Below are 25878 nucleotides of genomic sequence, written 5' to 3' on the forward strand. Positions count from 1 at the left end.
GGGTTTGGCCATGCGATTGTTGAAAGTTGTTTCCATTTGCTGTTTTATTGCCGTTTTGGAAATGGTGGGTTTAAGAAATCTTGCTCTTGCTCAGGATAAGACAGGGAATGCAATGACGGGTGTGACACTGACGTCCAAGCAGCTAAATAACATTCAGCAGTTGGAAAATTGGATCAACAATCTGACAATAATGAAAGCCAATTTTCAGCAGATTGCCCCGAATGGTCAACGAAGCACTGGACAGGTTTGGATCAAGCGTCCAGGGCGGATCAGGTTTGAATATGATAAACCCAGTCAATTATTGTTGGTAGCGAATGAAGGAAAAATGGTTTTTCATGATGGAGCTGTTGGTCAAACAACAACCATTCCAATTGATCAAAATCCATTAGGACTGTTATTAAAGCCGGATCTTCATTTTTCCGGAGATGTCACGATTGTTAAATATGAAAAGGAAAATGGTTTAATTCAGGTCAAGGTTGTCAGGACGGCCTCTCCTTCAGAGGGAAGCTTAACGTTGATATTCAATCAAAATTATATGGTTTTAAGAGGATGGGAGGTCGTTGATGCGCAGGGTCAGGTTACCAAAGTTGACCTGTATGACCTTCATCCTAAAAAATCTGTTTCTGATGAGTTATTTAACATTCATTTTAAGGATGATGAATAAGGATTATATTTTTTGCAGTTCAAGCGCACGTTTATAAACAATTTTTTTGGGCAAGTGAAGAGCGGTGGACACAACTTGGGCAGCGTCTTTAATGGACATTGTTTTTAAGGCCTCAATAAGATTTGCATCAAGATCTATCATATCATGGTTATTTTTTTCTGAAGATGGAGGGGCCAATAATACAATCATTTCACCTTTTGGTGAGATTTGGGAAAATTGATCAAGCAAAGATTTTAAATTACCACGTTGAATTTCTTCGAATTTTTTTGTCAATTCTCTAGCTACGGCTGCCTCACGATTTTCGCCAAAAACCTCTTTCAAATCTTTTAGCATATCGACCAATCGATGAGGTGCTTCATGCCAGATATAGGTTGGGGTCAATCCTATATTTTCTACTGCCTTTAAGATAGCAAAAGAATTTTGCCGAGCTGTTGATTTTGGTGGCGGAAAACCAATAAATAAATAGGGATGTGGTGGAAGTCCTGATAAAGTTAATGCCATTAAAGCTGCATTTGCGCCTGGAATGGCCGTAATTTTAATATTTTCTTTTATGACAGCATGTGTTAGTTGATATCCTGGATCAGATACCAAAGGGGTGCCAGCATCAGAAATCAATGCAATTTTTTTACCCTGGTGAAGTAAATTTAAAACATGATGGATACGATGGGTTTCATTATGTTGATGCAGGCATTCGGTTGGGGTTGTAATACCATAGGTTGATAGAAGTTTTGCACTAACCCGTGTATCTTCACACAAAATCAAATCGCACTCCTGTAAAATCATTTTGGCACGAAAACTTAGGTCACCAAGATTGCCAATAGGTGTCGAAACCAGAAAAAATCGAGCATTATTTTCAATGCCACGATTATGTAAAAGCCTGTTTGATTGAATTGTGTTAATATTTGATTGAATATTTTGTTTTTGCATTTTAATAATAACTGATAATCAGATTTTGATTAAATCAAAGGAGAATACTATTGATAGAGCAGAAAAAACCTTTTAAACAAAATTGTTTGGAATTGAATTCTTTTATGGCAAATTTGTTAAAGGTCACTATCCCTGTATGCTTGCTGGCAGCTTGTTCTTCTAGTCATAGTGATAATAATACTCCTATTACGACACCTACTCAAAATTTGCAACAACCTTCCAAAAAACAAATTGGGCTTCTTCTTCCCTTGACGGGGAGAAATGGCGGATTGGGAAATAATATGTTAAAAGCCGCCCGGCTCGCCATTGATGAACCCTCTGCACTTGACGTTCATGATACGGCAGAAACGGGTGGGGCTTCTGCAGCAGCCCATAAAGCTATTGAGGCAGGTGATGGCATTATTCTTGGTCCCTTGACAGCTAAGGATACAACAGAGGTTGCAGCAGTGACTGGTGCGGTCAATATTCCGGTTCTTTCCTATAGCAGTAATGCTTCAATTGCATCTTCAAATGTGTGGATTTTTGGAATTACGCAAAATCAGCAAATTGAAACTTTGGTAAAAGCAGCCAAAAATGAAGGGCGAATGAAATTTGCAGCTTTTTTACCTGATAACAGTTTTGGTCGGGCAATGGCAGATGGATTAATTAAAAGCTGCTCTGATCAGGGATTGATGCAACCCACAATCGTGTATCATGCGGCTGATCTGTCTGACATCACACAAAAATTGAAATCAATGTCAAATTTTGATGAAAGAACGGAAGCGGCTAAAATAAACTCTCAAAACCAGAATTTAACTGATACCACTGCAGCGAATGGACCCAAGGAAGATGGAGATAGTTTACAAAATGAACTTATTCCTTCAAAACCTGAAAAAAAGGTCGAGACAAAAAAACTGAAACTGGATAAACCTCCGTTTGACGCCTTGCTTTTGGCTGATACAGGATTACAGTTGCAGTCTGTTATCAATGCGATGAATGAAGTGCAGGTTTCTACAAGCCAGGTCAGGATTATGGGACCTACTTTATGGTCATCTTTTGCCGGTAAATTGGGAAAATTAAAAGGGGCCTGGTATGTCGCGCCCAATCCGGTCAAACGTCAGGAATTTATCCGGCAATATATGGCAAGATATGGACAAACTCCAAAACCCCTAGCGGACTTCACCTATGATTCAGCTGCATTGGCAAACAGTTTGAGAAAACGTCCAGGTGGTTTCTCAATAGAAAATCTAACGCGACCGGATGGATTTAATGGTATTGATGGCTTTTTTGCCCTGCATCCCGATGGAACAGTAAAACGTGATTTACAGATTTTTGAAATTCAGTCCTTTGGTGGAGGAAAAATGATTTCAACTCCAAAAGATAATACATCGGGCAGTATGACACATTAGGGTTTATAGTATTCTTTTGGCCATCTTTTATGCAGCCAGAGCCATTGCTCTGGTTGTTTCCTTATCCATTCTTCAATTTTGTCATTTATGCGTTGGGTTAATATTCGAACATTTTCTATATTGTTTTCGACCAGATCCGAATAATCAATGGGTGTTTCGACAATAATGCGCAGTCTTGCAGGTCCAAGTCGTTTTACATAACCGGGAATGATGGGACAACGTAATTTCAGGGCCAGGTTTGCAACAGCGGAAGAGGTCATTGCAGGTTTTCCAAAAAAATTAACCCGAATGCCATCATTCATCTTCTGATCACTTAGAACACCAAGTCTTTTTCCTTGTAAAAGGTGTCTTAATGCTTGTTTTGCCCCTTTTGCTCCCTTTGCAAACATGGGAATTTTTTGTTGCATGGCTTGATATCGTAATTGAAGGATAAGCTCATTTACATAGGGATTGCTAGCTGCACGGAAAAAAGAAGAAAAAGGAACCCCATATTGTGCAACCCCCGGTGGCAACATTTCCCAGTTTCCAAGATGACCTGATACAAATAAAACCGGTCCTTTACGCTTTGCCTGTCCAATTAAATAATTTTCCCCAATGATTTCCCAGCCCGCACCTTGTTTGGTATTTTGTTCAAGATTAGCAAGATGTGGAAATTCTCCAACCGTTCTTCCAAGATTTTCCCATACGCCTGCTATAATTTTTTGTCTTTCCTGCAAGGAGAGATCAGGCATGACAAATTTTATATTTCTATCAGCTATTTTGGAAACGGGAAGTTTCGTGCCAATTTTTTGACAAATCCATCCACCTAGATTGGAGGCTTGTTCTGGAGAAAGTTTTTGTAAGAGGTTAATACAAATTTCAGCGATCAGATATTCACCGTAATATAAACATTGTTTCAACCAATTGGAAATAATCTGACGGGATGGTAAGGGCAAGGACATGAAGGAAATTTTTATTGAATGGATTTTACTAAAACGGAATGGATGACAGTCTAAAAGATTACATAGAAAAGATATAGAGAAATCTTGAAAAATAAATTGGTTAGAAATGAATCATATGGAATATCTTTTGTAAAGATGCAGGATCGTGCCATGTCAAACAAACCTCTAGTGGAGTGGCCAAAGGTCTGAATTGATCTGGTAACCTAACATAGTCCTTGGGTGTTGTTACCAGGGGCAATTGATAATGGCGATGAAGTGATAAAAGCTTGTTTAGGTCTTTGTTTGTGTAATGATGATGATCTGGAAATGAAATTGTTTTTGAAAGGATAAGTTGGTTATCTTTTAAGGTTTGAAAAAATTTTTCAGGTCGTCCAATGCCTGCAAAGGCGATAACAGATTGATTAGAAAACTGTCGAATGGCAGGATTCATTGTTAGATTTGCCCTGAAAACGGGTACATGGGATGAAATCGTGGGTAAAAGCCCTGTTTTATCTTTGCCAATAAAAATACAGGTTTTGACTGTTTTAAGCCCTTGTATAACAGGTTGTCGTAAAGGGCCGGCAGGCAAAAGTCTTTGATTTCCAAAACCTGTTACACCATCAACAACTAGGATGGATAGATCTTTATACAGGGTAGGGTTTTGCAAACCATCATCCATGATTAGTAATTTTACAGGACTTTTCTTTATTGCTGCTTTGGCCGATGCGGCTCGATTGCCACCAATCCACGTTGGTGCAAGTCGGGCCAATAAAAGGGCTTCATCACCAACATCTTTGGCATTATGCTGATTGAGATCAACCATAAATGGTTCTGCAATTCTGCTTTTTCTTTTATAGCCACGTGTCAAAAAGGCGAAAGGAATTGATTGTTGTTGGCAATAATGACCCATTTCCAGCGCTACGGTAGTTTTTCCTGTGCCACCAATAGTCAAATTTCCACAACAGAGAACAGGAATAGGGGCATGCCATCCTGGTTTGTTTATTTGATAACGGGTGATAAGTGAGGTTATGAACGAAAAGGGGGTTAAAATTTTTGCTGTTGGTGTGGGAGGATATTGTTGCCAGAAAAAGGGAGCCTTCATATGGATTGCCTTGCTAATTTTAGAAGATGAGTGCCAATATCCGTAGCAAGATTGCTTTTTTGTTCCATGATTTCCAAGGCCAGGCAGGCTTGTTTTTTTCTCAATTGTGGGTTGGACAGCATTTTATCAACCCAGTTTGTCAGATCGTCTATGGTGTGAATTATTGTAACCGCTTTCTGCAAATGATAATAAGCCTGTCTGAAATTATGTATTTTGGGTCCAGTTGCAATGGTACAATTTAATCGCGCAGCTTCAAATGGATTATGTCCACCCCCTTTATGAACAACATCAAGACTGTTGCCTATGAATACAATGTCAGCCAATCTGTAAAATAGTCCAAGCTCTCCTAAAGTGTCACAGAGCCATAAACCGTTTTCAAAAGGAAGCTCATGTTTACTGCGTTGGGCAACCATTCCTATCTCATTAATGATTTCCTGTCCTCGTTCAGGATGGCGTGGTACAATGATTGTAATAAGGTTGGGCCATTTTTTTCTTAATACAGCATGCGTTTTGGCAATAAGGGTTTCTTCGTTAGGATGGGTTGATGCTGCCAGCCAGATTGGAGAATTATTAAAATAGTTTTCTAACTCGACCAATTCTTGAGAATTAAAGTGGAGTTTTTGTGCTGTTTGTTTTAAATTGCCCAAATAATCGGTTGTAATCTGTAGATGTGCAAAATTATTTTGGTCATGTTCAGATTGGGAAATGATCCATTGAAAACGTGATAGAATGTTTTGGATAAGGGATGGACAAACTTTCCAGTTTTTTAATGAGCGATCGGAAAGGCGTCCGTTGATTAAAGCAAGCGGTATTTTTTTTTGGCAGGCCTCTTTGATAAGATTGGGCCAGATTTCACTTTCTGCCAGAACAATAAGGGATGGATGCCAATAAGTTAAAAAACGATTGATCCATTGTGGAATATCGAGGGGTATAAATTGATGAATAATATGTCTGGCTAATATTGGATGATGCGATATGAAATTTTCTAAGATACGAAAGGAGGTAACTGTTCCTGTTGTAATTAAAAAACTCTGGCTGGAATCCTGAATATGAATGGCTTGAATGACCGAAAAAATGGAAACAAGTTCTCCAACACTTGCGGCATGAAACTGTATGATTGAACCGGCAGGTCTGGATAGGGTAGGATAACCTTGCCTTTCTTTAAGGCGGTTGGGAATTTCTTTACCCTTTTTGCAACGGTTTTGAAGATAAAATGGTAAAAAGGGAGACAAACAATTCGTTAATGCAGTCCAGGTTGATAAAAGAAAATGATCCTCAATTATGTTTTTCATGATTGTGCCAGCTGGTTGGCTTGATGTAATTGGTTAATGATTTCTGTTTCAATTGTATCATAATTTTTCTTTGTGACCTCGATAGGTGTGCGACAAACCATTTTTCCTTTACCGAACGGTAAGGGGACGATCAATTTATCCCAGTTGTTTAGGCGTATTGAGCTGCAATAAGCTCCGACAGGTACGATTTTGGTTTTGGCAAGTAAGGCAAGCTTGATCAATCCTGGATGTAAATGATGGCGTGGGCCTCTTGGCCCATCGGGCATGATAGCGATTAGATGACCTGCTTTGGATAATTTTAGAAGTTTGCGGAAAGCGGTCGCCCCACCTTTATCTTGTCCATTTTTATTGGCAGATCCTTGTACTGTCCATATTCGCCACGGATTAACAATTTTGCTGATGAGGCGACCATCATTATTTTTACTAATAAGTACATATAGGGTAAGATAAGGGTTTTGAGGTAAGGCCCACCACCACAAACGTGGTGAAAGGATCAGGGTTTCATGCCAAAAAATGACAAGGGCGGGTTGACCATCCCTACAAGTAAGTAAAGAGCGTGCTTGCGGGTCAATATCAAATTGCCAACATGTTGTTTGTAAGGCCAGTTTTAAATAACCTCTTAAAATAAAGATTAAACTATTTTGAATTATTTTTTTTATGGAGGCAAACATTTGAAAATGGATAAAATGCTGTTTGAAACTGATGGTGATAAAGATTTACATATGATTGATATAGGAAGTTATTGTACAATTTGAACAAGATTTTATTTTATTAGTTAGATAACAGTATATTTTAAAATATACTGCTACTTGTAAGAGACCTAAAGCTTTCTTACCAAACCCTGTTTGGGCTCTTTTAAAACGGAAGACTGAAAACCGATTGTAAAATGTTGTCTATTATCTTTCCAACTTGCTATATTGGCATTATCTGGGATCAAGATGGTTGTAAAACCAACCCTGGTTAAAAATTGATATTGATCGGGAAGAATATGCCCAATTGCCCGTAATTCTCCTGTAAATTTTAGATGCTCTCTGATTTGGCGAGCTTGTGAAAAAGCTCTGCCATCTTTAAAAGAGGGAAATTCTAGGACAATAAGGGAGAGCTTTTCAAGATAAGGTCTTAAGTGTTCAATATCTTGATCGCATGGCAATAAAACACCAAGTGGTTGATGAATTTTATCGATATTGTCAAGAGTGGATAAAAGCGTTTGCGACAGGATCGGATAATCAGGTAACGATGTTGGTAAATTATTTTCAATTACAATCCAGGGGTTATCAATAATTTCACCATCTTTAAGCAGTAGCATAGACAATTTCCTTGAATGGGCTGATACCTAGGCGGTTGTAAGTATCAATAAAATATTCATTTTCATGACGTTGCTCAAGATAAAAATCAATTAGCCTGCGAACGGCATCAACCGCTTCCTCCGCAGTAAGTGCCGCTCCTAGTATGGCACCTATTGCGGCTCTGCCTTTATAGGAAGATCCGCCAAGTTTTATTTGATAGAATTCCTCCCCCTTTTTATTGACCCCCAAAACACCAATATTCATGATATGATGATGGGCACAGGAATTGATACATCCATCGACTCCAATATGTATGGGACCTATTTTTTCCTGTAAACGGATATCCTGAAATAGAGACATTATTTCCTTGGCGACAGAGATTGACCGCGCATTTGCCAAGGAGCAGTAATCAAGTCCGGGACAGCAGACGATATCTGTAATTAATCCCTGATTTGGCATTGCCAGCCGATATTTTTGCAAAGCCTGCCATAGAAAAAATAATTGGTCTTTTCTGACATGCCCCAAGACAAGATTTTGTAAATGAGTCACACGAATTTCCCCGAAGGAATATTCCTCCGCCAGATTGGCCAGAGCATTCATTTGATCTGCTGTCATGTCACCAGGTGTTTCCCCGATGTTTTTAAGGGAAATGACGGTTGCTATATAATCTTTATGAAAATGAGGGTGGCTGTTATGTTTTACCCATCGGTCAAATTCCGGATTGTTTTGCTGATGTTTTTTCATGGTTTCAGAAGCGTTTGGGATATCGGCAAGATTGGGATGACCAAAACGTTTGTGAATCGAATTTATGATATCGTCAGACAAACGGTATTGTTCTAAATCCATGGTATCAAATTCTTTATTAACCTGTTTGCGATAAGCATCTATACCAAGATTCTCTACAAGAATTTTGATTCTCGATTTATATAAATTATTTCGACTTCCATGCAGATTATAAACACGGATAATGGCTTCAAGATAAGCAAGCAAATGTTCAGGGGGCAAGTCATCACGGATGATTTTACCTTTAACCGGAATGCGGCCCAGGCCACCACCAACCCAGATTTCAAAAACGGGTTTATTCTGTTCATTGCGACGGGTTAATATGCCAATATCATAAAAACAAGCAGCGATACGATCATTTGAAGAGCCACTTATAGCAATCTTGAACTTTCGGGGCAAAAATGAAAATTCAGGGTGAAGCGTTGACCATTGACGCATAATTTCTGCATAAATACGGGGATCCAAGATCTCATCTTGCGCCACACCAGCAAACTCATCACTGGTGATATTACGGATACAATTTCCACTGGTTTGGATGGTATGGATTTCAACAGATGCCAGATACGTTAGAATATCGGGGACCTCCTCTAGTTTTGTCCAATGAAATTGTATGTTCTGACGGGTAGTGAAATGACCATATCCACGATCGTAGTAACGGGCAATATATGCCAAACCACGCAACATTCTTGATGATAAAATACCATATGGGATGGCGACACGAAGCATATAGGAATGTAATTGAAGGTATACACCATTCATTAATCGTAAAGGTTTAAATTCATCTTCAGAAAGTTCACCATTCAGCCGTCTTTCAATCTGTGACCTGAATTGATTGATTCTTTCTTTTAAAAAATCAAAATCAATTTCGTCATAGTTATAACGACCAATGACCTTCATGGTGCTTGAATCGGTATCATGGGATGGAAACTGTTTCATTGATAATCATCTTATTATAGAGCGTGGATTAAATTCAGGATGTGTACTGGGACCAAACGCTCTAATTTTTTCACGTGCTGATGCTGGATGGAAAGGGTTTATTAATTCTACATAATGTAAATCAATTAAAAAATGGGCAATATCTGACTGGATGATTTTCTGCAATTTTTTTTCGGCATTTTCCTTATTGGAAAAAAGTTGGGCGTCTTCCAGCATTATCCCCCAATGTTCTTGCGGGGTGAACCACACAACCCGCCCATCCAGAAGACGATTTGCGGTTAAAACATAATAATCAGATTGATCGGCCTGCCTGTCTTGAGAAACCACAACAGATAATTCCTTTTTATAACTATACAAGTATGTATATATAACATTATTTTTTATAATTACACAAAAAAAATAGTAAAAGGAAAAAATATCCTTTTACTATAAGGATAAATGAAGATGATGTTTTATCGATTCATCAAGACAGATATATTGGCGTTTTCAAGCATGTAACGTGTGACCCCTCCCAGAATCAGCTGCTGCCAACGTGGGTGGGAATAGGCACCCATGCATAACATGTCCGCTCCTATCTCATTACAGGTTGAAAGGATTGTATTTCCAACATCCCTGTCATTGCCCAATTGATGGGGAGTTGCTTGAATGTTATGGAATTTGAGATAGTTAACAACATCTTGAATTTTCTTACCATGATTTTCATAATCATTCGTATATAGGATATAGACCTGTTCAGCATAATGAAGCCATCTCAAACTTGCATGCAGGGCGGCGGCTGATTCTGCGCTGCCATTCCAGCAGATACAGATTTTTTTGCCGGTTGTAAGGGGTTTTTGTTTGGGGGCGATAATGATGGGGCGGCCACTATCGAATAATAGGGTATGAAGTGCTTCGGAAGAGGAAATTTCACTGTCTGAATCGGGGTGAGAAATCACCGTTATGTCGGACAAGCGTGCCCAGTAAGTAATTAATTCATTTTCCCGTCCAACCATATTGGTGAAACTGGCCGTAATTTTTTCCTTAGCAGGTTCAGTAAGGTCTGGGTCGGTTAATTCGATATTGTATTTATCGATAAAATTATCGAATATTTCTCGGGCAAGTTTTAACCGTTTTTGATTTTCTGAGGCGGCAACATTCATGACCTCTTCAATCATGGATCCGGACAATCCCTCACTAGTAAGCGGAATGAGGTCTTTTCTATCGGGTTGAATATGGATAACGGCAAGATGAGCATTATAGTTTTTTGAGAGGTAATAGGCAGTGGTTAGAGTAGATTCAGATAAAGGGGTGCCTTGAATAGGAATGAGTATTTTCTTGACGCTAAGCATTGTTTATTCCCTTTCCTTAAAATAAACGGGGTATAATCTTGGATATTAATCGCTTATTTGATTTTTTAATAGATAAAATGAATTCTAGGCTGAAATAGAGCGCTGAAAAGAATCACATTTTTGTGACAGGAATGCTGGAGCTTAATTAAAACAAAAAGTTGAGGGGTATTATTTGATAATGTTTGGGTTTAATCTCTAAAGATTGTATCCATAATGAAAATGATTTCTTTTCTTTTTTTTTTGTTTTAAAATGAACGCCAATTTAGGAATTGTTCTGGCTACTTTTTAATTGTCAAAAGACATACAAAAACAAAAAATCTATTAAGGGGTGTTATGATAACGAAAAATGATGTTTTGCCTGTAAAGGGAAATTTAATGCAAGGAAAACGCGGTTTGATTATGGGTTTGGCCAATAATCATTCGATAGCATGGGGAATATCGCGTGCTTGTGCGTTACAAGGGGCAGAGCTTGTTTTTACTTATCAGGGAGATGCCTTGAAAAAAAGGGTCGCCCCTTTGGCCGAAAGTTTGGGATCAACCTATCTTTTGCCTTGTGATGTCAGTAAAGATGAGGATATCAGCAACGTATTTGAAGATATTGCCCAAAAATGGGGAAAACTAGACTTTGTTGTTCATGCGATTGGATGGGCTGATAAACAATATTTGCGTGGACGTTATGTTGATACTCCTAGAGAGGCATTTTTAACAGCCATGGATATCTCATGCTATTCTTTTACTGCTGTTGCAAAAGAGGCCGCAAGATTAATGCCAGATGGTGGATCACTTCTTACCTTGACATATCTGGGATCTGAACGTGTGATGCCTCATTATAACGTTATGGGTGTAGCCAAGGCGGCTTTGGAGGCTTCCGTGCAGTATATGGCAGCAGATCTTGGACCTGATAATATTCGTGTCAATGCGGTTTCCGCCGGTCCTATCAAAACATTGGCGGCAAGTGGAATAGGCGATTTCCGTTATATCCTGAAATGGAATCAGCTTAATTCTCCTTTACAACGTAATGTTACTATTGATGAAGTTGGCGGGGCGGGTTTGTATTTCCTTTCTGATTTATCTAGAGGGGTCACAGGTGAAATACATCATGTTGATTGTGGTTATCATCTGGTTGGAATGAAAAATCCCGATGCACCTGATATTGCCTTGTCAGATAATTAATCAATTTTACAGTGAGTGAACAGTAACGTGTCGTGTAATAGTTTTGGAAGCTTGTTCAGGGTTACGACATGGGGGGAAAGTCATGGGCCTGCAATCGGTTGTGTTGTTGACGGGTGTCCTCCCTTGATTCCGCTTTCTGAGAAATTGATTCAACCTTGGCTGGATTTACGCAGACCTGGACAATCCTCATTTACAACCACGCGTAATGAGCCCGATCAGGTGAAGATATTATCAGGTGTATTTGAAGGTAAAACGACAGGCACTCCTATATCATTATTGATTGAAAACACCAATCAGCGTTCCAAGGATTATTCCAATATCGCTCAGTCATACCGTCCAGGTCATGCAGATATTACCTATGATTTAAAATATGGTATACGAGATTATCGAGGGGGAGGAAGATCTTCAGCCAGGGAAACAGCCATGCGTGTTGCTGCTGGAGCGATTGCCCGTTTGATTTTGGGAAATTCAATTTTTATTCGTGGGGCCCTAATTCAGATTGGGGATAAAAAAATCAATCGTGACCGATGGTCATGGGACGAGGTTAAAAAAAATGAATTTTTTTGTCCCGATGCACAAATGGTCGAGATCTGGAGGAATGAATTATCCATAATCCGTAAGGCTGGGTCATCCATCGGTGCGGTGATTGAAGTGGTGGCCGAAGGGGTTCCCGCAGGATTGGGGGCGCCAATTTATGGAAAACTGGACGCTGATATTGCCCAGGCCATGATGAGTATCAATGCCGTAAAAGCTGTTGAAATCGGTGAAGGCTTTGCCGCTGCAACCCTACGGGGTGAAGAGAATGCTGATCCTATATATCTTGAAAATGGTAAGCTTTCATTTGCCTCTAATCATGCGGGCGGTATTCTGGGCGGTATTTCCAGCGGTCAACCAATTGTGGTTCGTTTTGCAGTTAAACCGACAAGCTCAATTCTTGTCCCTCAACCCTCAATTAATTCAGAAGGTGAATCTGTTGAAGTAATTACCAAAGGTCGACATGATCCTTGTGTCGGTATACGGGCTGTTCCAGTTGGAGAGGCCATGCTTGCCTGTGTCTTGGCAGATCATTGGTTAAGGCATCGCGGTCAAATCGGAAAATTTGGGGAGATAATTCATAAATAATAGAACATTATATTGATGAACTGTATTTTATAAATAATCAGCTATTTTGATTTCAAGTTTAATGAAAATGTGGTTATACTTTTAAAAATAAATTTTGGTTTCAAAGTTTATTGGGACTGCCAGACTATGGATGATAATAAAAAACAGAATACTGATTTTGAAAAAGAATTTGTAAGGGATCAATTAATTAAGGTGGCAAGAAACTCTGCTGCAAAAGGCATTCCAGCAGATGTGTTTGAGGCGTTGTTGATTACTTTATCCGATGAAATCGATTTCAAAGCCATAATGATAGAAAATTAAGAGAAAAGTGCAGTGAGTTTAGATCCTTATACCATTTTGGGAATATCGAAAACAGCCAGTCAGGATGAGATACGTAAAGCGTATCGAAAATTGGCCAAAAAATATCATCCTGACCTAAATCCCGGAAATAAAGAGGCTGAGGATAAATTTAAAGCGATTAGCGTTGCGAATGAATTGCTTTCAGATCCAGAGAAGAGGGCCCGTTTTGATCGTGGTGAGATTGACATTCATGGTCAGGAACAGGGCTTTCCGGGGGGAGGTGCCGGATATCGTCATTATGCTGATGGAGCGCAAGGGTTTCGGTACAGTCAGGATGAAGGAATGCACGGTAATCAATTTTCCGAGGATGATTTGCAGGATATATTGAACCGGTTTGGCGGCGGTGGCTGGGGTGGTTTCTCTGGTCGAGGTTTTTCTCAAGGAAGATCCAATAGAGGTCCACAGAAAGGGCAGGATCGACGCTATAGTCTGAAAATTAGTTTTCTGGATGCAGTTAATGGTACAACATCGAGAATTACCTTATCTGAAGGGGGAACACTTGATGTTAAAATCCCCCCTGGAATTGATGATGGTCAGACCTTAAGGTTGCGCGGAAAAGGGGACCCAGGTTTTCAAAATGGTCCTGCCGGGGATGCCTTGATTACCATTCAGGTAATGCCTCATGCCTATTTTAAAAGAGATGGTCAGGATATAAGAATGACGTGGCCTGTTGATCTAAAGACAGCGGTTTTGGGCGGTAAGCTGACTGTTCCAACCCCTACCGGCGAGGTTGCGTTAAACGTGCCGGCTCATTCAGATAGCGGAACTGTACTAAGGTTACGTGGACGGGGTATTCCACCCCGTAAAAATCTTGAGGCTGGGAATCTGTATGTAACTTTACAAATTACGATTGGTAAAGTCGATCCCGCTTTGGAAGAGTTTTTACGTAAATCCATTGATCAATCCAATTAAATCTAAAAAATGTAAAAGGGAAAGAAAATGATAACCCTTGAAATGTTATGCTATAATTTACCTGAAATAACAGCCAATGATGTCTATCACTGGATAAACAATCAATGGTTGAGGCCAGAAAAGAAAGAGGGAAATTATTTATTTAAGGAGATTGATGAGGCAAGGGCCAAATTAATTCTTGAATTAAGGGATCATTTAGGAGTGGCAGAAGATTCAATGTCTCTGGTTCTGCAACTTTTGGATCAGCTTTATACGACGCGACGACAAATGCGTTATTTATGTGAAGTGATTTCCACAGAAAAATATCCTGATGTTCAACAAATTTTACGTCGTATTCTAGATGATCATTCAACGATTGAGATCAATTAGTTATATAAATGAAACTGAACGATTTAATAAGGCTGAAAGTTCTGCTCTTGCATTTTGATCCTGTTGGAAAACACCAAGCAATTTTGATGTAACCATAGATACACCGGGGTTATGCACACCTCTGGTTGTCATGCATTGATGAGTGGCCTCAATGATTACAGCGACCCCTCTAGGTTGTAATACCTCTTGCATTATATTGGCGATTTCCGCTGTCATTCTTTCTTGAATTTGTAATCTTTTGGCAAAAACCTCTACAATCCTGGCCAGTTTGGAAATGCCGACGACATAGTTATTGGGTAAATAGGCAACATGAGCCTTTCCAATAATTGGAACCATATGGTGTTCGCAATGACTTTCAAAGCGAATGTCACGTAAAAGGACAATTTCCTTATATCCACCGACCTCTTCAAATGTTCGGCCAAGGATTTCTTTCGGGTTTTCCTTATAGCCAGAAAAAAATTCGGCATAGGCATTTATAACACGGCTTGGCGTATCTATTAACCCCTCACGATCCGGATCATCACCAGCCCAGCGAATAAGGGTACGCACCGCTTCTTCAGCTTCTGAACGAGAGGGGGCGGAAGTTTTTTTATCAGTCATATTCTATAAATCTTTTAAACCAGTAAAACTGTTCAATGTTTCTGTTTGGTATGAAGTAATTTTGGACAATATAAAAAGATATATATTAATTTTGTAAAGGGAAAATTTAACGGTTTTGTTTAAAATGAAACTACACGATTTTATTATATTTTCCTTCAGTTTAAAATATATGGAAAAAAATTAATATATTTTCAATTTAAAAGATTACTTATTTATTGTTTGTTTTTGCAAAAAATTGTTAATTCATCAAATCCTTTTTGCAGATCCTCAAGTAAATCCTGTGGATCCTCCATTCCTACTGAAAAGCGGATAATGCCATCAGTAATTCCGAGTTTTAAACGATCCTCTGGACTGACCTTCATATGTGTTGTTGTTGCCGGGTGCGTTACAATACTCCGACTATCACCAAGATTATTACAAATTAATATGAGCTGTAAGGCATTCATGAATGTAAATGCACCTTTTTTCCCTCCCTTGACTTCAAAGGCGATCATGGCACCTGGCGCATCCATTTGTTTGCAGGCAAGGCAATATTGAGGATGTGAATGTAATCCGGGATATCGAATAAGATTAACAACATCAGATTTTTCAATAAATTCTGCACAGATTTTCGCATTTTCGGTCATTTTTTCCATACGAAGTGGAAAAGTTTCCAGACCTTTCAGCAATATCCACGCATCAAAAGCTGAAATTGTAAGTCCTGTATTATGAACAAAAGGTATAATATCGGCTTCAAGCAAGTCTTTACTACCTAGAATAGCACCTCCTAGGACACGCCCCTGTCCATCCATATGTTTTGTACAAGAATAGACAACAAGATCAGCCCCTACTTTCAAAGGTTTTTGATATAATGGAGTGGCAAAAACATTGTCAATAATCAATATTCCTCCTGCCTGATGGGTCAAGTCAGCAATTTGCCGAATATCCAGAATGTCTAGCATTGGATTGGAAGGGCTTTCAATCAAAACAGCTGCTGCAGGTTTGGATAATGCTTTTTTCCATTCCTGAATATTCGTGCCTTCAACAAAAGCGGTTTCGATTCCTAATTTTGGTAAAAAATTTTCAACAATCCAGTAACTTGACCCAAAAAGCGCCTTAGATGCGATAACACGATCCCCATGTTTCAAATTGGAAAATAAGGCAGCAAAAATTGCGCTCATTCCTGTTGAGGTGGCAACACAACATTCAGCCTCTTCCAAATGAATAAGTCGATTTTCAAGGTTGGTAATGGTAGGGTTATTAACACGGCTATATTGATAATGCCTTTCTTTTTTTTGGAAAGTGCGTTCTGCTTGTTCTGCACTTTCATAAATGAACCCAGATGTTAAAAAAAGAGCTTCACATGTTTCAGCAAAGGAAGAACGTTCAATATTATCATGAAGTAAACGGGTGGCTAGACGATGGGAAGAGGTTTTGTTCATAATATTTCTCTTTGATAACCATAAGGAGCGTTCATGATAGAGGAATGCAAGAAAAGTGGTTAGTAATTTCTTTATTTTTTAAAAATTATCAAAAAAGATATATTTTTCTATCCAATTTGGTTATTTTAATGTGAAATATTATTTTTCATATTTTTGCGGGTGTAATTCAATGGTAGAATGACAGCTTCCCAAGCTGTTCATGAGGGTTCGATTCCCTTCATCCGCTCCAAGAAATATTATTTATTTTAAACTATATAATATCTATAAAATTGATTATTTAGATATTCAACTTAATTTAGTAATATTGTTTTATTTTAATCATAAATAAAATAATTAATTACTTTAATATTAAATTGAGGGATATAGTGAAAAATTATGATGTGGTTATAATTGGGGGTGGACTTGCCGGATTGACATTGGCCAGTCAATTGCTGCGTGATATACCTGATATTTCCATTTGTCTTATTCATGATGCAAAATTTCCCAATGAAGAGACAGCTTTCAAAGTTGGAGAAGCAACAATTGATTTGGGTGGGTATTATCTTAGGGAATTGCTGGGAGATGAATATCTAAGTCGGGAACATTTTATAAAAATGGGAATGCGGTTTATTTATACAAATGATAAACTCTATAAAGAAATGGGAATTAGAAATTTTCCTCAAAAAAATTCCTATCAATTTGAACGTGGCAAACTGGAAAATCATTTTTTTTCATTATTACAAGATAAAATTGATATTTTACAAAATACGCGTTTTCTTGATGTTGAAGATGAGGGGCATTTTAAAAAAATCCACGTAGTTGAATTGAGCAAAGTCCAGAAAATCATTAATTCTCGTTGGATTGTTGATGCATCCGGACGGAAAAAAGTTATTTCCAGGAAGTATAATTTATCAAGCAAAGGTAATTTACCCAATTCTTCAGTCTGGTTTAGAGTCAAGGGGGCTGTTCTGGTAGATGAAATCTATCCGGCAGAAGAAGATAACCCTTTTTATGGCATGGATAGAAGCTACAGTTCCTTACATATTGATGGAAAGGGATATTGGATCTGGGTGCTTCGGCTTTCTGATCATACGACCAGTGTGGGAATATGTTTTAGTGAGAATATTCATCAATTTGACAGTTTATCGGATTTGGAAAAAACCTTTGAATGGTTAAAAACGCATGAAAGGGTTTTTTATGATTATTTGCTGAAGAAACAATTTTCCATTCTTGATTTTAAATATTTGAGAAAATACGCATCTATTGCGCAGCCCTGTATCTCTGAAAATCATTGGGCATTAACAGGGGATGCATGCATTTTTTTGGATCCAGTTTATTCAAGTGGTATAGATTTGATGTGCATTGAAAACACGTTTATAGTTGATGTCCTTGCACAGGAAAAAAATGGTCAAGACATAAAAGAACGTATGGCATTTTATAATTCGGTCATATCAGATCTGGTAATTGCTTATAGTAACGTATTTGATAAAATGTACGAACAAAAAGATAATTGGTATTATATTTTTGTTAAATATGTTGTTGATTCCGTATTTTATTTTGGATCAATTTGCCCCTGTTTCATGAATAAGGGAATGAGAGATTTTAAAAACGCAAAGATTATATGGGATAAAATTCATAAAATTTATATGGAATATGATAAGGTGAATTCCATACTCAAAACCAAGAAATTTTCTGAAAACAATAGGCAGAATAATTTGGACTTACCAAGATTTATCAATCTTTCTGAAAGTCTATTTGCCAAAATAAACAGTTATTTGACGGAACCTGATAATGACCTGGAGAAATTGATTAACCTGTTACAGGATAATTACCAGGTCATGTGTAAAATATGTGAATATATTTCTTCCGATAGGAATTTATATGATTTGTATATTAGAAGGGATGGACCACCAGAAATCTTTCATACTTCATGGCGTTATGGTGAATTTTTTCCCAATCCAGAAATGGTGAATAGAAATTAATTATTTTCTGATATAGATATTTATATTTTATTATTCTGAAAGTGGCATTTTTATAGAAAAAGCGTTTACGTATTGATTCTGTGAATATTTTTAATTATAAATTATTAGTTTTTGTTACTAGATTGATTGATTTTAAAACTAAATTCTTATTGTTTTGTTGAATCGGAATGTTTGTTTTAACGCCGCCCTAAGTTAGCACTGTGTAACTAATTTTATTATTTCTGTTTTTTTAAAAAAACAGGAACAGGATTGATGCGATCAGTCTGTTATTGATTAATTTTTCAATTTAAAAATATTTATAGGATTATAATATGTTGCTGTCTTGTAATCGACAAGAATGGCTTGGAAATATTCGTGCGGATATTCTATCTGGTATTGTGGTTGCATTGGCCCTGATACCAGAGTCAATTGCTTTTTCCATTATTGCTGGGGTTGATCCGAGTGTAGGACTTTATTCGGCTTTTGCCATTCCTTGTGTCATTTCGTTATTTGGCGGACGTCCTGGAATGATATCCTCATCGACGGGTTCAATGGCTTTACTGATGGGGCCTTTGGTAAAGACTCATGGATTAAGTTATTTACTCGTTGCATCAATTCTTGCAGGTATTTTTCAGATCATTGCCGGATATTTGAAACTTGGTGAATTAATGCGTTTTGTTTCCCATTCTGTCGTGACTGGTTTTGTAAATGCGTTGGCAATTTTGATTTTTATGGCACAGCTTCCGCAATTAGTGCATGTGACATGGCATGTTTACGTGATTGTTGGTGGTGGATTGGCAATTATTTACCTTTTCCCTTATTTAACGAAATTAATACCGTCTCCCTTGATATGTATTATTATAATGACCGCCATTTCAATAGGTTATGGTTTAAATATTCCAACGGTGGGTGATATGGGTAAATTGCCAGGTTCTTTACCAATTTTGGCTATTCCAGATATTCCTTTGGACTTTCATACCCTCATGATCATTTTACCATATTCTGCTGGACTGGCAGCGGTAGGATTACTTGAAACCATGATGACAGCAACGATCGTTGATGAATTCACGGATACTTCAAGTGATAAAAATCGTGAGTGTAAGGGGCAGGGAATTGCCAATATCTGTACTGCTTTTCTGGGCGGTATGGCTGGATGTGCCATGATTGGTCAATCGGTTATTAATATCAAGTCCGGGGGAAGGGGACGATTATCTACCTTGGTGGCTGGTATTTTCTTGCTCATTCTTGTTGTTTTTTTAAAGGAATGGGTGGCCCGGATTCCTATGGCCGCCTTGGTGGCTGTGATGATCATGGTTTCTATTAGTACTTTTTCCTGGCGTTCAATTCTTGATTTAAAAAAATATCCGCTTTCTACCAATATTGTCATGATTCTAACGGTCTGTGTTGTGGTTGGAACAAATAATCTGGCCTATGGAGTATTAACAGGCGTGCTGGTTGCCTCTCTTGTTTTCGCAAGCAAGGTTTCACATTTCATGCTGATTAAATCAGAAAAAAAAGATCAGTCCCGTATTTATAAAGTGAATGGTCATATATTCTTTGTAACGGTTGATCGTTTTATAAATAATTTTGATCTCAAGGAAGAGATTAAGAATGTTACAGTCGATCTAACCCATGCGCATTTTTGGGATGTAAGTTCAGTGATGGCATTGGATAAGGTTGTCATTCATTTTCGCCAACGTGGTATAAAAGTGGAGGTTCAGGGAATGAATGATGCCACGGCGACTATCATTGACCGTTTTGGCATCCATGATAAACCAGAGGAAATTGAAAAGGTTATCGGGAGTTATTAATCAGGATCATTCTTGGCGATATATATAGTTAATGTGTTTATATCGCTTATTTAGGTCTATTTTTTTGATATTTATGAATGGATTTTTTTAATTCATTTAGATTGGGTCCCTGTTGGGTTTCAACATAAGTTGTTTTATTCCATATCCAGATATCTGAACCTTCAACTATCAAATCATGCATCCCCTTGTGGGATGTTTTTTTTATTTCAATATTGCCAGTAACAGAATCGAGTATTTTTACCCAATGATTGTTACGGTTAAGATAGGCTGTGGTGGTACAGCCTCCAGACCCACAAAGACTGGCGGATTGTAACTGGGTAAATAGAACAGTTTGCGGTTTTTTTGTGCTGGAGAGGTTTGCATTGCCAATAAGGATAAGCGGTTTCTCACCATGTTGAACAGCAAAATTAATATCGGTTTTATTCAAGTTATATGCAATTGTTGAAAAATTGTTCGCAGGTTGGGGGGTTAAAACGACTCTTCCTGATTTTGGATTTTGATAATTTCTGTTTTTTTTCGTATGATGGGAAACTGCGTAAGAGGATTGGACAGTAAAAGCAAAGGCACTGATTATACAAAATACAACAAGTTTTTTATTCATAATTATTAAGGCCTTTTTCTAAACAAGAATATTTGATATTAATAGATGAACTTTTAAAAAAACCTAACTTATACAGAGATAACATTTTTAATTTCAAATGATTATATAAGATAGTGCAGTTTATGGCAAAGAGATGATTTTTGGGATGGATTTTCATATTTTATAGTAAAAAGGATACCTGTATTATTTATGGTAACTTCAGGGATTAAACAGGTTGCAGCTGACGAAACACAAAATGAATCTATTCAGAAATTACTTTTTGCTGAAGGACTTGTTTTGGAAAATGGTCAAAAACTAAACCACTTGGAAATTGCATATCAGACTTATGGAAAGTTGTCATCAGCCAAGGATAATGCAATTTTGATTTGTCATGCTTTAACTGGCGATCAGTATGTTACAGGTATTAATCCAATCAGTAAGAAACCTGGTTGGTGGAGCAGAATGGTTGGTCCTGGGCTACCTATTGATACAGACAAATATTTTATAATTTGTAGTAATGTTTTAGGAAGCTGCATGGGAACGACAGGACCACGTTCCATACGAACAGATCATCAGAAAATAGGCTATTGGGGAATAGACTTTCCTGCAATTACCATTGGGGATATGGTCAATGCCCAAAAACTTCTAATCGATCATTTCAAAATTGATCAGTTATTTGCCGTTATCGGTGGTTCAATGGGAGGAATGCAGGCATTGCAATGGGCGGTAAGCTATCCAGATCAAGTTTATGCAGCTATACCAATTGCCACCTCGTCTTTTCATTCGGCACAGAATATTGCATTTAATGAAGTGGGAAGACAGGCCATATTTTCAGACCCCGATTGGCAAAATGGAGATTATTGGCGATATGGTGTTATTCCATCCAGAGGGTTGGCTGTAGCACGTATGATGGCACATATTACCTATTTGTCAGAAGATGCATTAAACCGAAAATTTGGACGGAGATTGCAAGAAACAATGATAGATTCTTCGTCACCAATTTTCGGGGAAATGTTTCAGGTAGAAAGCTATTTGCATTATCAGGGATCGAATTTTGTAAGACGTTTTGATGCAAATTCTTATGTGACAATCTCCCGGGCAATGGATTGGTTTGATTTGTCCCAAGCTTATGATGGGGATCTGGTCAATGCATTTTCACAGGTTAAATCCAGATTTTGTGTTATCAGTTTTTCTTCTGACTGGCTTTTTCCCACTTCACGGTCAAGAGTGATAGTCAAGGCATTAAATCGTGTTGGAGCCAAGGTTTCTTTTGTTGAAATTGTAAGTGATAAAGGGCATGATGCCTTCTTGTTGGATGAACCGGATCTTGATCATGTAATCAGCGGTTTTCTGGCAGGAATTAAAAGACAGAGGCAATTGGAAAATAATGCGTCTTGATCAATGTTGTATTGTTGACATGATTCAGCAAAATTCAACAATACTGGATATTGGATGTGGTGATGGTACATTAATTGATTATCTGTGCTGTAATCATCAATGTGATGCACGAGGAATAGAGTTGGATATGTCCTGTGTTACCAAGGCGGTAAGTAAAGGCTTATCTGTAATTCAGGGAAACGCAGATTTTGACTTGCAGAATTATCCCACGGATGGTTTTGATTATGTCGTATTATCGAGGACTCTACAGGCGGTTAATCGCCCACGTGAAGTTTTGCAACAAATGTTGCGAATAGGACGGTATGCTATTGTTTCATTTCCAAATTTTGGCCATTGGATTGTAAGAATGCAACTGCTTCTTAAAGGACATATGCCCATGACAAAAGTATGGGGAACCCATTGGTTTGAGACGCCGAATATTCATCCCTGTACCTTAACAGATTTTGTATCACTATGTAAACAAGAGGGATATCATATTAGTCAGTGGATGGCTATTGATGATCATGGCGAGGGGGAAAAGGCCCCCTGGCGACGTTCAATACGTTTGGCCAATTTTTTTGGGGAACAGGCCTTATTTTTGCTGACACGTTGATTAAATGAGACAATCAATGCAACTGTTACATATCTGATATTATATTGATTATATATAAACAAAATTGATATTCATTGGATTAGTTAACAGAGTATTTTAGATTTCTATTTTTATGTCATGAATTGGTTAATAGAATTGACGGGGTTGGATAATATTACTCTATCATTTACATTACATCATGGTTTTGTAGAGTCATATTTCTTATGAGTACGAATAAAATTTTTAGAATAATTTTTTAATATTTGATTGAGGTTTAAAAGAAGTAATGCGAGACTTGGATCGGTCTTCTGAAAGTCATATTTTTGTTGAAAAACATCATTCCCCTTTAAAGATATCATTTCATGGATGGATAAAAATTATAATGGCGACCATTCATACACTAATTGATGGTCCATATATGCTGGTTGCAGCTGGTTGCGCATTTTTTTCTACCTTGTCGCTATTTCCTTCTATAAGTAGCTTGATTTCCATTTATGGGCTGGTTTTTGATCCACAAACGGTTGAGCCACAACTGGAATTTCTACAACATTTTTTCCCCCCGAATGTTTATGTTTTTTTACAGGAAATGATTAACAGTATTGTCGAGCAAACCCATTCCACTTTAACAATACAATTGGTTGTTTCCATTTTGTTCGCTCTTTGGTCTGCATCCATTGGGACAAAGGGTTTGGTTACGGGGCTAAACGTTGCCTATAATACGCATGAGACACGGAGTTTCTTGAAATTTCAGGTTCTATCTGTTGTTTTGACATTCTGCGCTATTTTGGGAACGATTATGACCCTTGCGGTTATTGTTGCTTTACCGGCAATTTTGAATATTTTGCCATATCAATTTCTAAATATTCTTACAGATTACTTTCCTGCTTACAATATGGTGAGAATAAGTAGTAACATTATTGTTTTTCTTTTTGCAACGTGGACTTTTGCTTTATTTTACCGTTTTGGGCCCTGCCGTTCCAACGTGCATTGGCGTTGGACATGTCCAGGCGCTTTTATCGCCACAATTTTATGGTTGTTGGCTGCCTTTTCTTTTTCTTATTACGTTGCCCATTTTGCAAATTTTACAAGTACTTACGGCCCATTGGGAACCGTGGTTGCTGTTATGATGTGGTTTCTGGTTTCCTGCTATGTTGTTCTGGTTGGCGCTCAGTTCAATGCCCAGATAGAAGGATATATTTTAGATAGAAGCGAGGCTTCTAACAAGATACCATAGTCATAGAAAATTATTGGGGAGTTTCAGCAACTTCGATATTATTCAGGGGTTTAATTGTTACATGGGCAGTTCCCCGGCTTAACATGCCAATTTTTGCTGCAGCAGCTTTTGATAGATCAATAATGCGATGTTTTACGAAAGGGCCACGATCGTTAATGGTGACGATGACTGAGTGCCCTGTATCTTCTGATTTAACCAACACTTTGCTTCCCAAAGGAAGGGTAGGATGAGCTGCGGTAAAATTCTGGTTGTTGAATGTTGAGCCAGAGGCTGTTTTACGTCTTTGCGTATGTCGCCCACCGTACCAGCTGGCAATACCGCTTTGAAAAGCTGTTTCATCTGTACTGATGATCATGTCTGCAGGATGTCTATTTTTGTGAAGAGTGTAGGGCATCACTCTTTTCTTTAATTTTCGAATCCGGTGAGAGGTGATCTTATGAGAACCGGAGTTAGCATATACTTGCATGGATTGAACATTTAATCCGATAACAAGTGACAAAGCCAGTAATTTATTTCGACGTTTCATATACCCTGTTTATTATAGCGTTTTTTAATCATAATGATTAAGAAAACTACCATAATTCCTTTAAGTTAATATAAACCATGTTAAAAGCTAGAGAAAAAAAATGGCAAAAAAATGAAAAGATTTGCTTTTGTAACTTTACGCTAATACAATTGACGCACATATGGCAAATAATTTGTTTAATCTATTGTTTCTGGCTGAAATGATATAAATAAACATAGTTTATCAAAAAATTAAGAGAAAATTTAATTAATTTGTTGACTGTTTATAAGAGAGGCTTTTTAAATTCATATAGTGTTAAACCTGATTAAAGGCATGAATAACTAGTGATGGAATTGCCCCTCGTATATGTTTTGAATGGTCCTAACTTAAATATGTTAGGAATGCGTCAGCCAAATGTGTATGGTCATGCAACCTTGGATGATGTAGAACAAATCTGTATTCAAAATGCAGAACAGCTCGAAATAGCAATTGATTTTCGCCAATCCAATGATGAGGGGGAACTTGTTTCTTGGATTCAGGAGTGTAGGGGAAAAGCAAAGGGAATTATCATTAATGCAGGAGCATATAGTCATACTTCTATAGCAATTTTAGATGCTTTACTGGCAGTTGATTTACCTGTTATAGAGGTACATATATCAAATATTTACCGCCGGGAATCATTTCGGCATCATTCTTATGTTTCTCATGCGGCGACAGGGGTAATCTGTGGATTGGGTATTCAGGGTTATGCCTTGGCTTTGGCTGCGTTGGCAAATCTTATATTGGAAGAGGATAGTTGATGAGCAAAATGCTCGTAGATGTAGAAGTTATTCGTAAATTGGCTGATATTTTAACTGAAACAGGGTTAACAGAAATCGAGGTTTCCGAAAAGGATCAGCATATTCGCGTCGTAAAGAATATTACCGTTAACGCAAGTCCAGTAACAGCTCCCGTTTCCATGGCTCCTGTCATGAATTCCGCGCCTGTGCCTGTAACGGTTAATAATGATGATGCCAAACAGGAAGAAGATCTCTCTAAACATCCTGGCGCGCTGCTAAGTCCAATGATTGGTGTTGCCTATTTAACGCCGGAACCTTCTGCCCCCCCTTTTGTAACTGTTGGACAAGAGGTTCAGTCTGGACAGATCATCATGCTTATTGAAGCGATGAAAACGTTTAATCAAATTCGTGCCCATAAATCAGGAAAATTGACGCGTATGCTTGTTAATTCCGGTGATCCAGTAGAATATGGTGAGGTTCTGGCGGTAATTGAATAAA

Annotated in this window: 27 protein-coding genes and 1 tRNA gene; 15 read left to right on the plus strand and 13 right to left on the minus strand. The window is 38.0% G+C overall.

Features of this window, described 5'->3' with window-relative positions; all coding sequences use genetic code 11:
- Positions 1-10 precede the first annotated feature (10 nt).
- Entirely contained in the window at positions 11-664 is a 654-nt protein-coding gene (locus GN303_RS00190) for a LolA family protein (protein WP_110439231.1), read from the plus strand.
- Between the two features lie 3 nt (positions 665-667).
- On the opposite strand, the gene rsmI is transcribed toward GN303_RS00190, so the two are convergent.
- On the minus strand, positions 668-1591 hold the full coding sequence (gene rsmI / locus GN303_RS00195; protein WP_110439232.1) for a 16S rRNA (cytidine(1402)-2'-O)-methyltransferase: 924 nt from the start codon (positions 1589-1591) through the stop codon (positions 668-670).
- Positions 1592-1641: 50 nt separating this feature from the next.
- Here rsmI and GN303_RS00200 point away from each other — a divergent pair, with 50 nt between their 5' ends.
- Positions 1642-2979, plus strand: a complete 1338-nt coding sequence (locus GN303_RS00200; RefSeq protein WP_110439233.1) for a penicillin-binding protein activator — start codon at positions 1642-1644, stop codon at positions 2977-2979.
- On the opposite strand, the gene GN303_RS00205 is transcribed toward GN303_RS00200, so the two are convergent.
- The 8 genes from GN303_RS00205 to GN303_RS00240 all read right to left on the minus strand — a co-directional run bounded on the left by GN303_RS00205 (position 2976) and on the right by GN303_RS00240 (position 10626).
- Complete coding sequence (locus GN303_RS00205; protein WP_110439234.1) at positions 2976-3920, minus strand: lysophospholipid acyltransferase family protein; 945 nt, start codon at positions 3918-3920, stop codon at positions 2976-2978. The genes GN303_RS00200 and GN303_RS00205 overlap by 4 nt on opposite strands.
- A gap of 100 nt (positions 3921-4020) precedes the next feature.
- Entirely contained in the window at positions 4021-5001 is a 981-nt protein-coding gene (lpxK, locus tag GN303_RS00210) for a tetraacyldisaccharide 4'-kinase (protein WP_110439235.1), read from the minus strand.
- Entirely contained in the window at positions 4998-6293 is a 1296-nt protein-coding gene (locus GN303_RS00215) for a 3-deoxy-D-manno-octulosonic acid transferase (protein WP_110439236.1), read from the minus strand. Before GN303_RS00215 ends, lpxK begins: the two co-directional genes overlap by 4 nt.
- Positions 6290-6964, minus strand: coding sequence for a lysophospholipid acyltransferase family protein (locus GN303_RS00220; protein WP_110439237.1), 675 nt, complete (start codon positions 6962-6964; stop codon positions 6290-6292). Before GN303_RS00220 ends, GN303_RS00215 begins: the two co-directional genes overlap by 4 nt.
- Before the next feature lie 149 nt (positions 6965-7113).
- On the minus strand, positions 7114-7599 hold the full coding sequence (locus GN303_RS00225) for a DUF934 domain-containing protein (RefSeq protein WP_110439238.1): 486 nt from the start codon (positions 7597-7599) through the stop codon (positions 7114-7116).
- Positions 7586-9298 (minus strand): nitrite/sulfite reductase, encoded by a 1713-nt coding sequence (locus GN303_RS00230; protein ID WP_231504034.1) that lies wholly within the window; start codon positions 9296-9298, stop codon positions 7586-7588. Before GN303_RS00230 ends, GN303_RS00225 begins: the two co-directional genes overlap by 14 nt.
- A 6-nt stretch (positions 9299-9304) precedes the next feature.
- Entirely contained in the window at positions 9305-9625 is a 321-nt protein-coding gene (locus GN303_RS00235; RefSeq protein ID WP_158523888.1) for a DUF2849 domain-containing protein, read from the minus strand.
- A gap of 125 nt (positions 9626-9750) precedes the next feature.
- Positions 9751-10626 carry a universal stress protein gene (locus tag GN303_RS00240; protein WP_110439240.1) on the minus strand — a complete coding sequence of 292 codons (876 nt, stop codon included), beginning with the start codon at positions 10624-10626 and terminating at the stop codon, positions 9751-9753.
- A gap of 333 nt (positions 10627-10959) precedes the next feature.
- Here GN303_RS00240 and fabI point away from each other — a divergent pair, with 333 nt between their 5' ends.
- The 5 genes from fabI (at position 10960) to GN303_RS00265 (ending at position 14541) form a co-directional block, all read left to right on the plus strand.
- On the plus strand, positions 10960-11799 hold the full coding sequence (gene fabI / locus GN303_RS00245) for an enoyl-ACP reductase FabI (RefSeq protein ID WP_110439241.1): 840 nt from the start codon (positions 10960-10962) through the stop codon (positions 11797-11799).
- 27 nt (positions 11800-11826) lie between these two features.
- On the plus strand, positions 11827-12921 hold the full coding sequence (gene aroC / locus GN303_RS00250) for a chorismate synthase (RefSeq protein ID WP_110439242.1): 1095 nt from the start codon (positions 11827-11829) through the stop codon (positions 12919-12921).
- 126 nt (positions 12922-13047) lie between these two features.
- Positions 13048-13221: a hypothetical protein gene (locus GN303_RS00255; protein ID WP_155564776.1), complete on the plus strand. Its 174-nt coding sequence runs from the start codon at positions 13048-13050 to the stop codon at positions 13219-13221.
- Positions 13222-13233: 12 nt separating this feature from the next.
- Positions 13234-14172 carry a DnaJ C-terminal domain-containing protein gene (locus tag GN303_RS00260; protein WP_110439243.1) on the plus strand — a complete coding sequence of 313 codons (939 nt, stop codon included), beginning with the start codon at positions 13234-13236 and terminating at the stop codon, positions 14170-14172.
- A gap of 27 nt (positions 14173-14199) precedes the next feature.
- Positions 14200-14541, plus strand: coding sequence for a MerR family transcriptional regulator (locus GN303_RS00265; protein WP_110439244.1), 342 nt, complete (start codon positions 14200-14202; stop codon positions 14539-14541).
- Here GN303_RS00265 and folE read toward each other — a convergent pair whose 3' ends face one another.
- Positions 14542-15141 carry a GTP cyclohydrolase I FolE gene (gene folE / locus GN303_RS00270; RefSeq protein WP_110439245.1) on the minus strand — a complete coding sequence of 200 codons (600 nt, stop codon included), beginning with the start codon at positions 15139-15141 and terminating at the stop codon, positions 14542-14544.
- A 212-nt stretch (positions 15142-15353) separates the two neighbouring features.
- Positions 15354-16562 carry a trans-sulfuration enzyme family protein gene (locus GN303_RS00275; protein WP_110439246.1) on the minus strand — a complete coding sequence of 403 codons (1209 nt, stop codon included), beginning with the start codon at positions 16560-16562 and terminating at the stop codon, positions 15354-15356.
- Between the two features lie 155 nt (positions 16563-16717).
- On the opposite strand from GN303_RS00275, the gene GN303_RS00280 reads away from it, so the two are divergent.
- The 3 genes from GN303_RS00280 to GN303_RS00290 all read left to right on the plus strand — a co-directional run bounded on the left by GN303_RS00280 (position 16718) and on the right by GN303_RS00290 (position 20313).
- Positions 16718-16791, plus strand: a tRNA-Gly gene (locus tag GN303_RS00280).
- 136 nt (positions 16792-16927) lie between these two features.
- Positions 16928-18523: an NAD(P)/FAD-dependent oxidoreductase gene (locus GN303_RS00285; protein WP_158523889.1), complete on the plus strand. Its 1596-nt coding sequence runs from the start codon at positions 16928-16930 to the stop codon at positions 18521-18523.
- 311 nt (positions 18524-18834) lie between these two features.
- Positions 18835-20313 carry a SulP family inorganic anion transporter gene (locus GN303_RS00290; protein WP_110439248.1) on the plus strand — a complete coding sequence of 493 codons (1479 nt, stop codon included), beginning with the start codon at positions 18835-18837 and terminating at the stop codon, positions 20311-20313.
- A gap of 46 nt (positions 20314-20359) precedes the next feature.
- Here the strand turns inward: GN303_RS00290 and GN303_RS00295 are convergent, their stop codons facing one another.
- Positions 20360-20914 (minus strand): hypothetical protein, encoded by a 555-nt coding sequence (locus tag GN303_RS00295; protein ID WP_110439249.1) that lies wholly within the window; start codon positions 20912-20914, stop codon positions 20360-20362.
- A 189-nt stretch (positions 20915-21103) separates the two neighbouring features.
- On the opposite strand from GN303_RS00295, the gene metX reads away from it, so the two are divergent.
- From metX to GN303_RS00310, 3 genes are all read left to right on the plus strand, one after another.
- Positions 21104-22291: a homoserine O-acetyltransferase MetX gene (metX, locus tag GN303_RS00300; protein ID WP_110439250.1), complete on the plus strand. Its 1188-nt coding sequence runs from the start codon at positions 21104-21106 to the stop codon at positions 22289-22291.
- Positions 22281-22883 (plus strand): methionine biosynthesis protein MetW, encoded by a 603-nt coding sequence (gene metW / locus GN303_RS00305; protein ID WP_110439251.1) that lies wholly within the window; start codon positions 22281-22283, stop codon positions 22881-22883. The genes metX and metW overlap by 11 nt, the downstream gene beginning before the upstream one ends.
- A 265-nt stretch (positions 22884-23148) precedes the next feature.
- Positions 23149-24096 (plus strand): YihY/virulence factor BrkB family protein, encoded by a 948-nt coding sequence (locus tag GN303_RS00310; protein WP_110439252.1) that lies wholly within the window; start codon positions 23149-23151, stop codon positions 24094-24096.
- Positions 24097-24106: 10 nt separating this feature from the next.
- Here GN303_RS00310 and GN303_RS00315 read toward each other — a convergent pair whose 3' ends face one another.
- The gene (locus GN303_RS00315) at positions 24107-24622 is read right to left on the minus strand and encodes a septal ring lytic transglycosylase RlpA family protein (protein ID WP_196424188.1); all 516 of its coding nucleotides are present in this window, start codon (positions 24620-24622) and stop codon (positions 24107-24109) included.
- Between the two features lie 326 nt (positions 24623-24948).
- Between GN303_RS00315 and aroQ the strand changes: the two genes are divergently transcribed.
- Positions 24949-25401 (plus strand): type II 3-dehydroquinate dehydratase, encoded by a 453-nt coding sequence (gene aroQ / locus GN303_RS00320; protein WP_110439253.1) that lies wholly within the window; start codon positions 24949-24951, stop codon positions 25399-25401.
- Positions 25401-25877, plus strand: coding sequence for an acetyl-CoA carboxylase biotin carboxyl carrier protein (gene accB, locus GN303_RS00325; RefSeq protein ID WP_110439254.1), 477 nt, complete (start codon positions 25401-25403; stop codon positions 25875-25877). The genes aroQ and accB overlap by 1 nt, the downstream gene beginning before the upstream one ends.
- Position 25878 lies beyond the last annotated feature (1 nt).

Origin of the sequence: Commensalibacter melissae (assembly GCF_009734185.1) — a bacterium.
Classification (GTDB): domain Bacteria; phylum Pseudomonadota; class Alphaproteobacteria; order Acetobacterales; family Acetobacteraceae; genus Commensalibacter; species Commensalibacter melissae.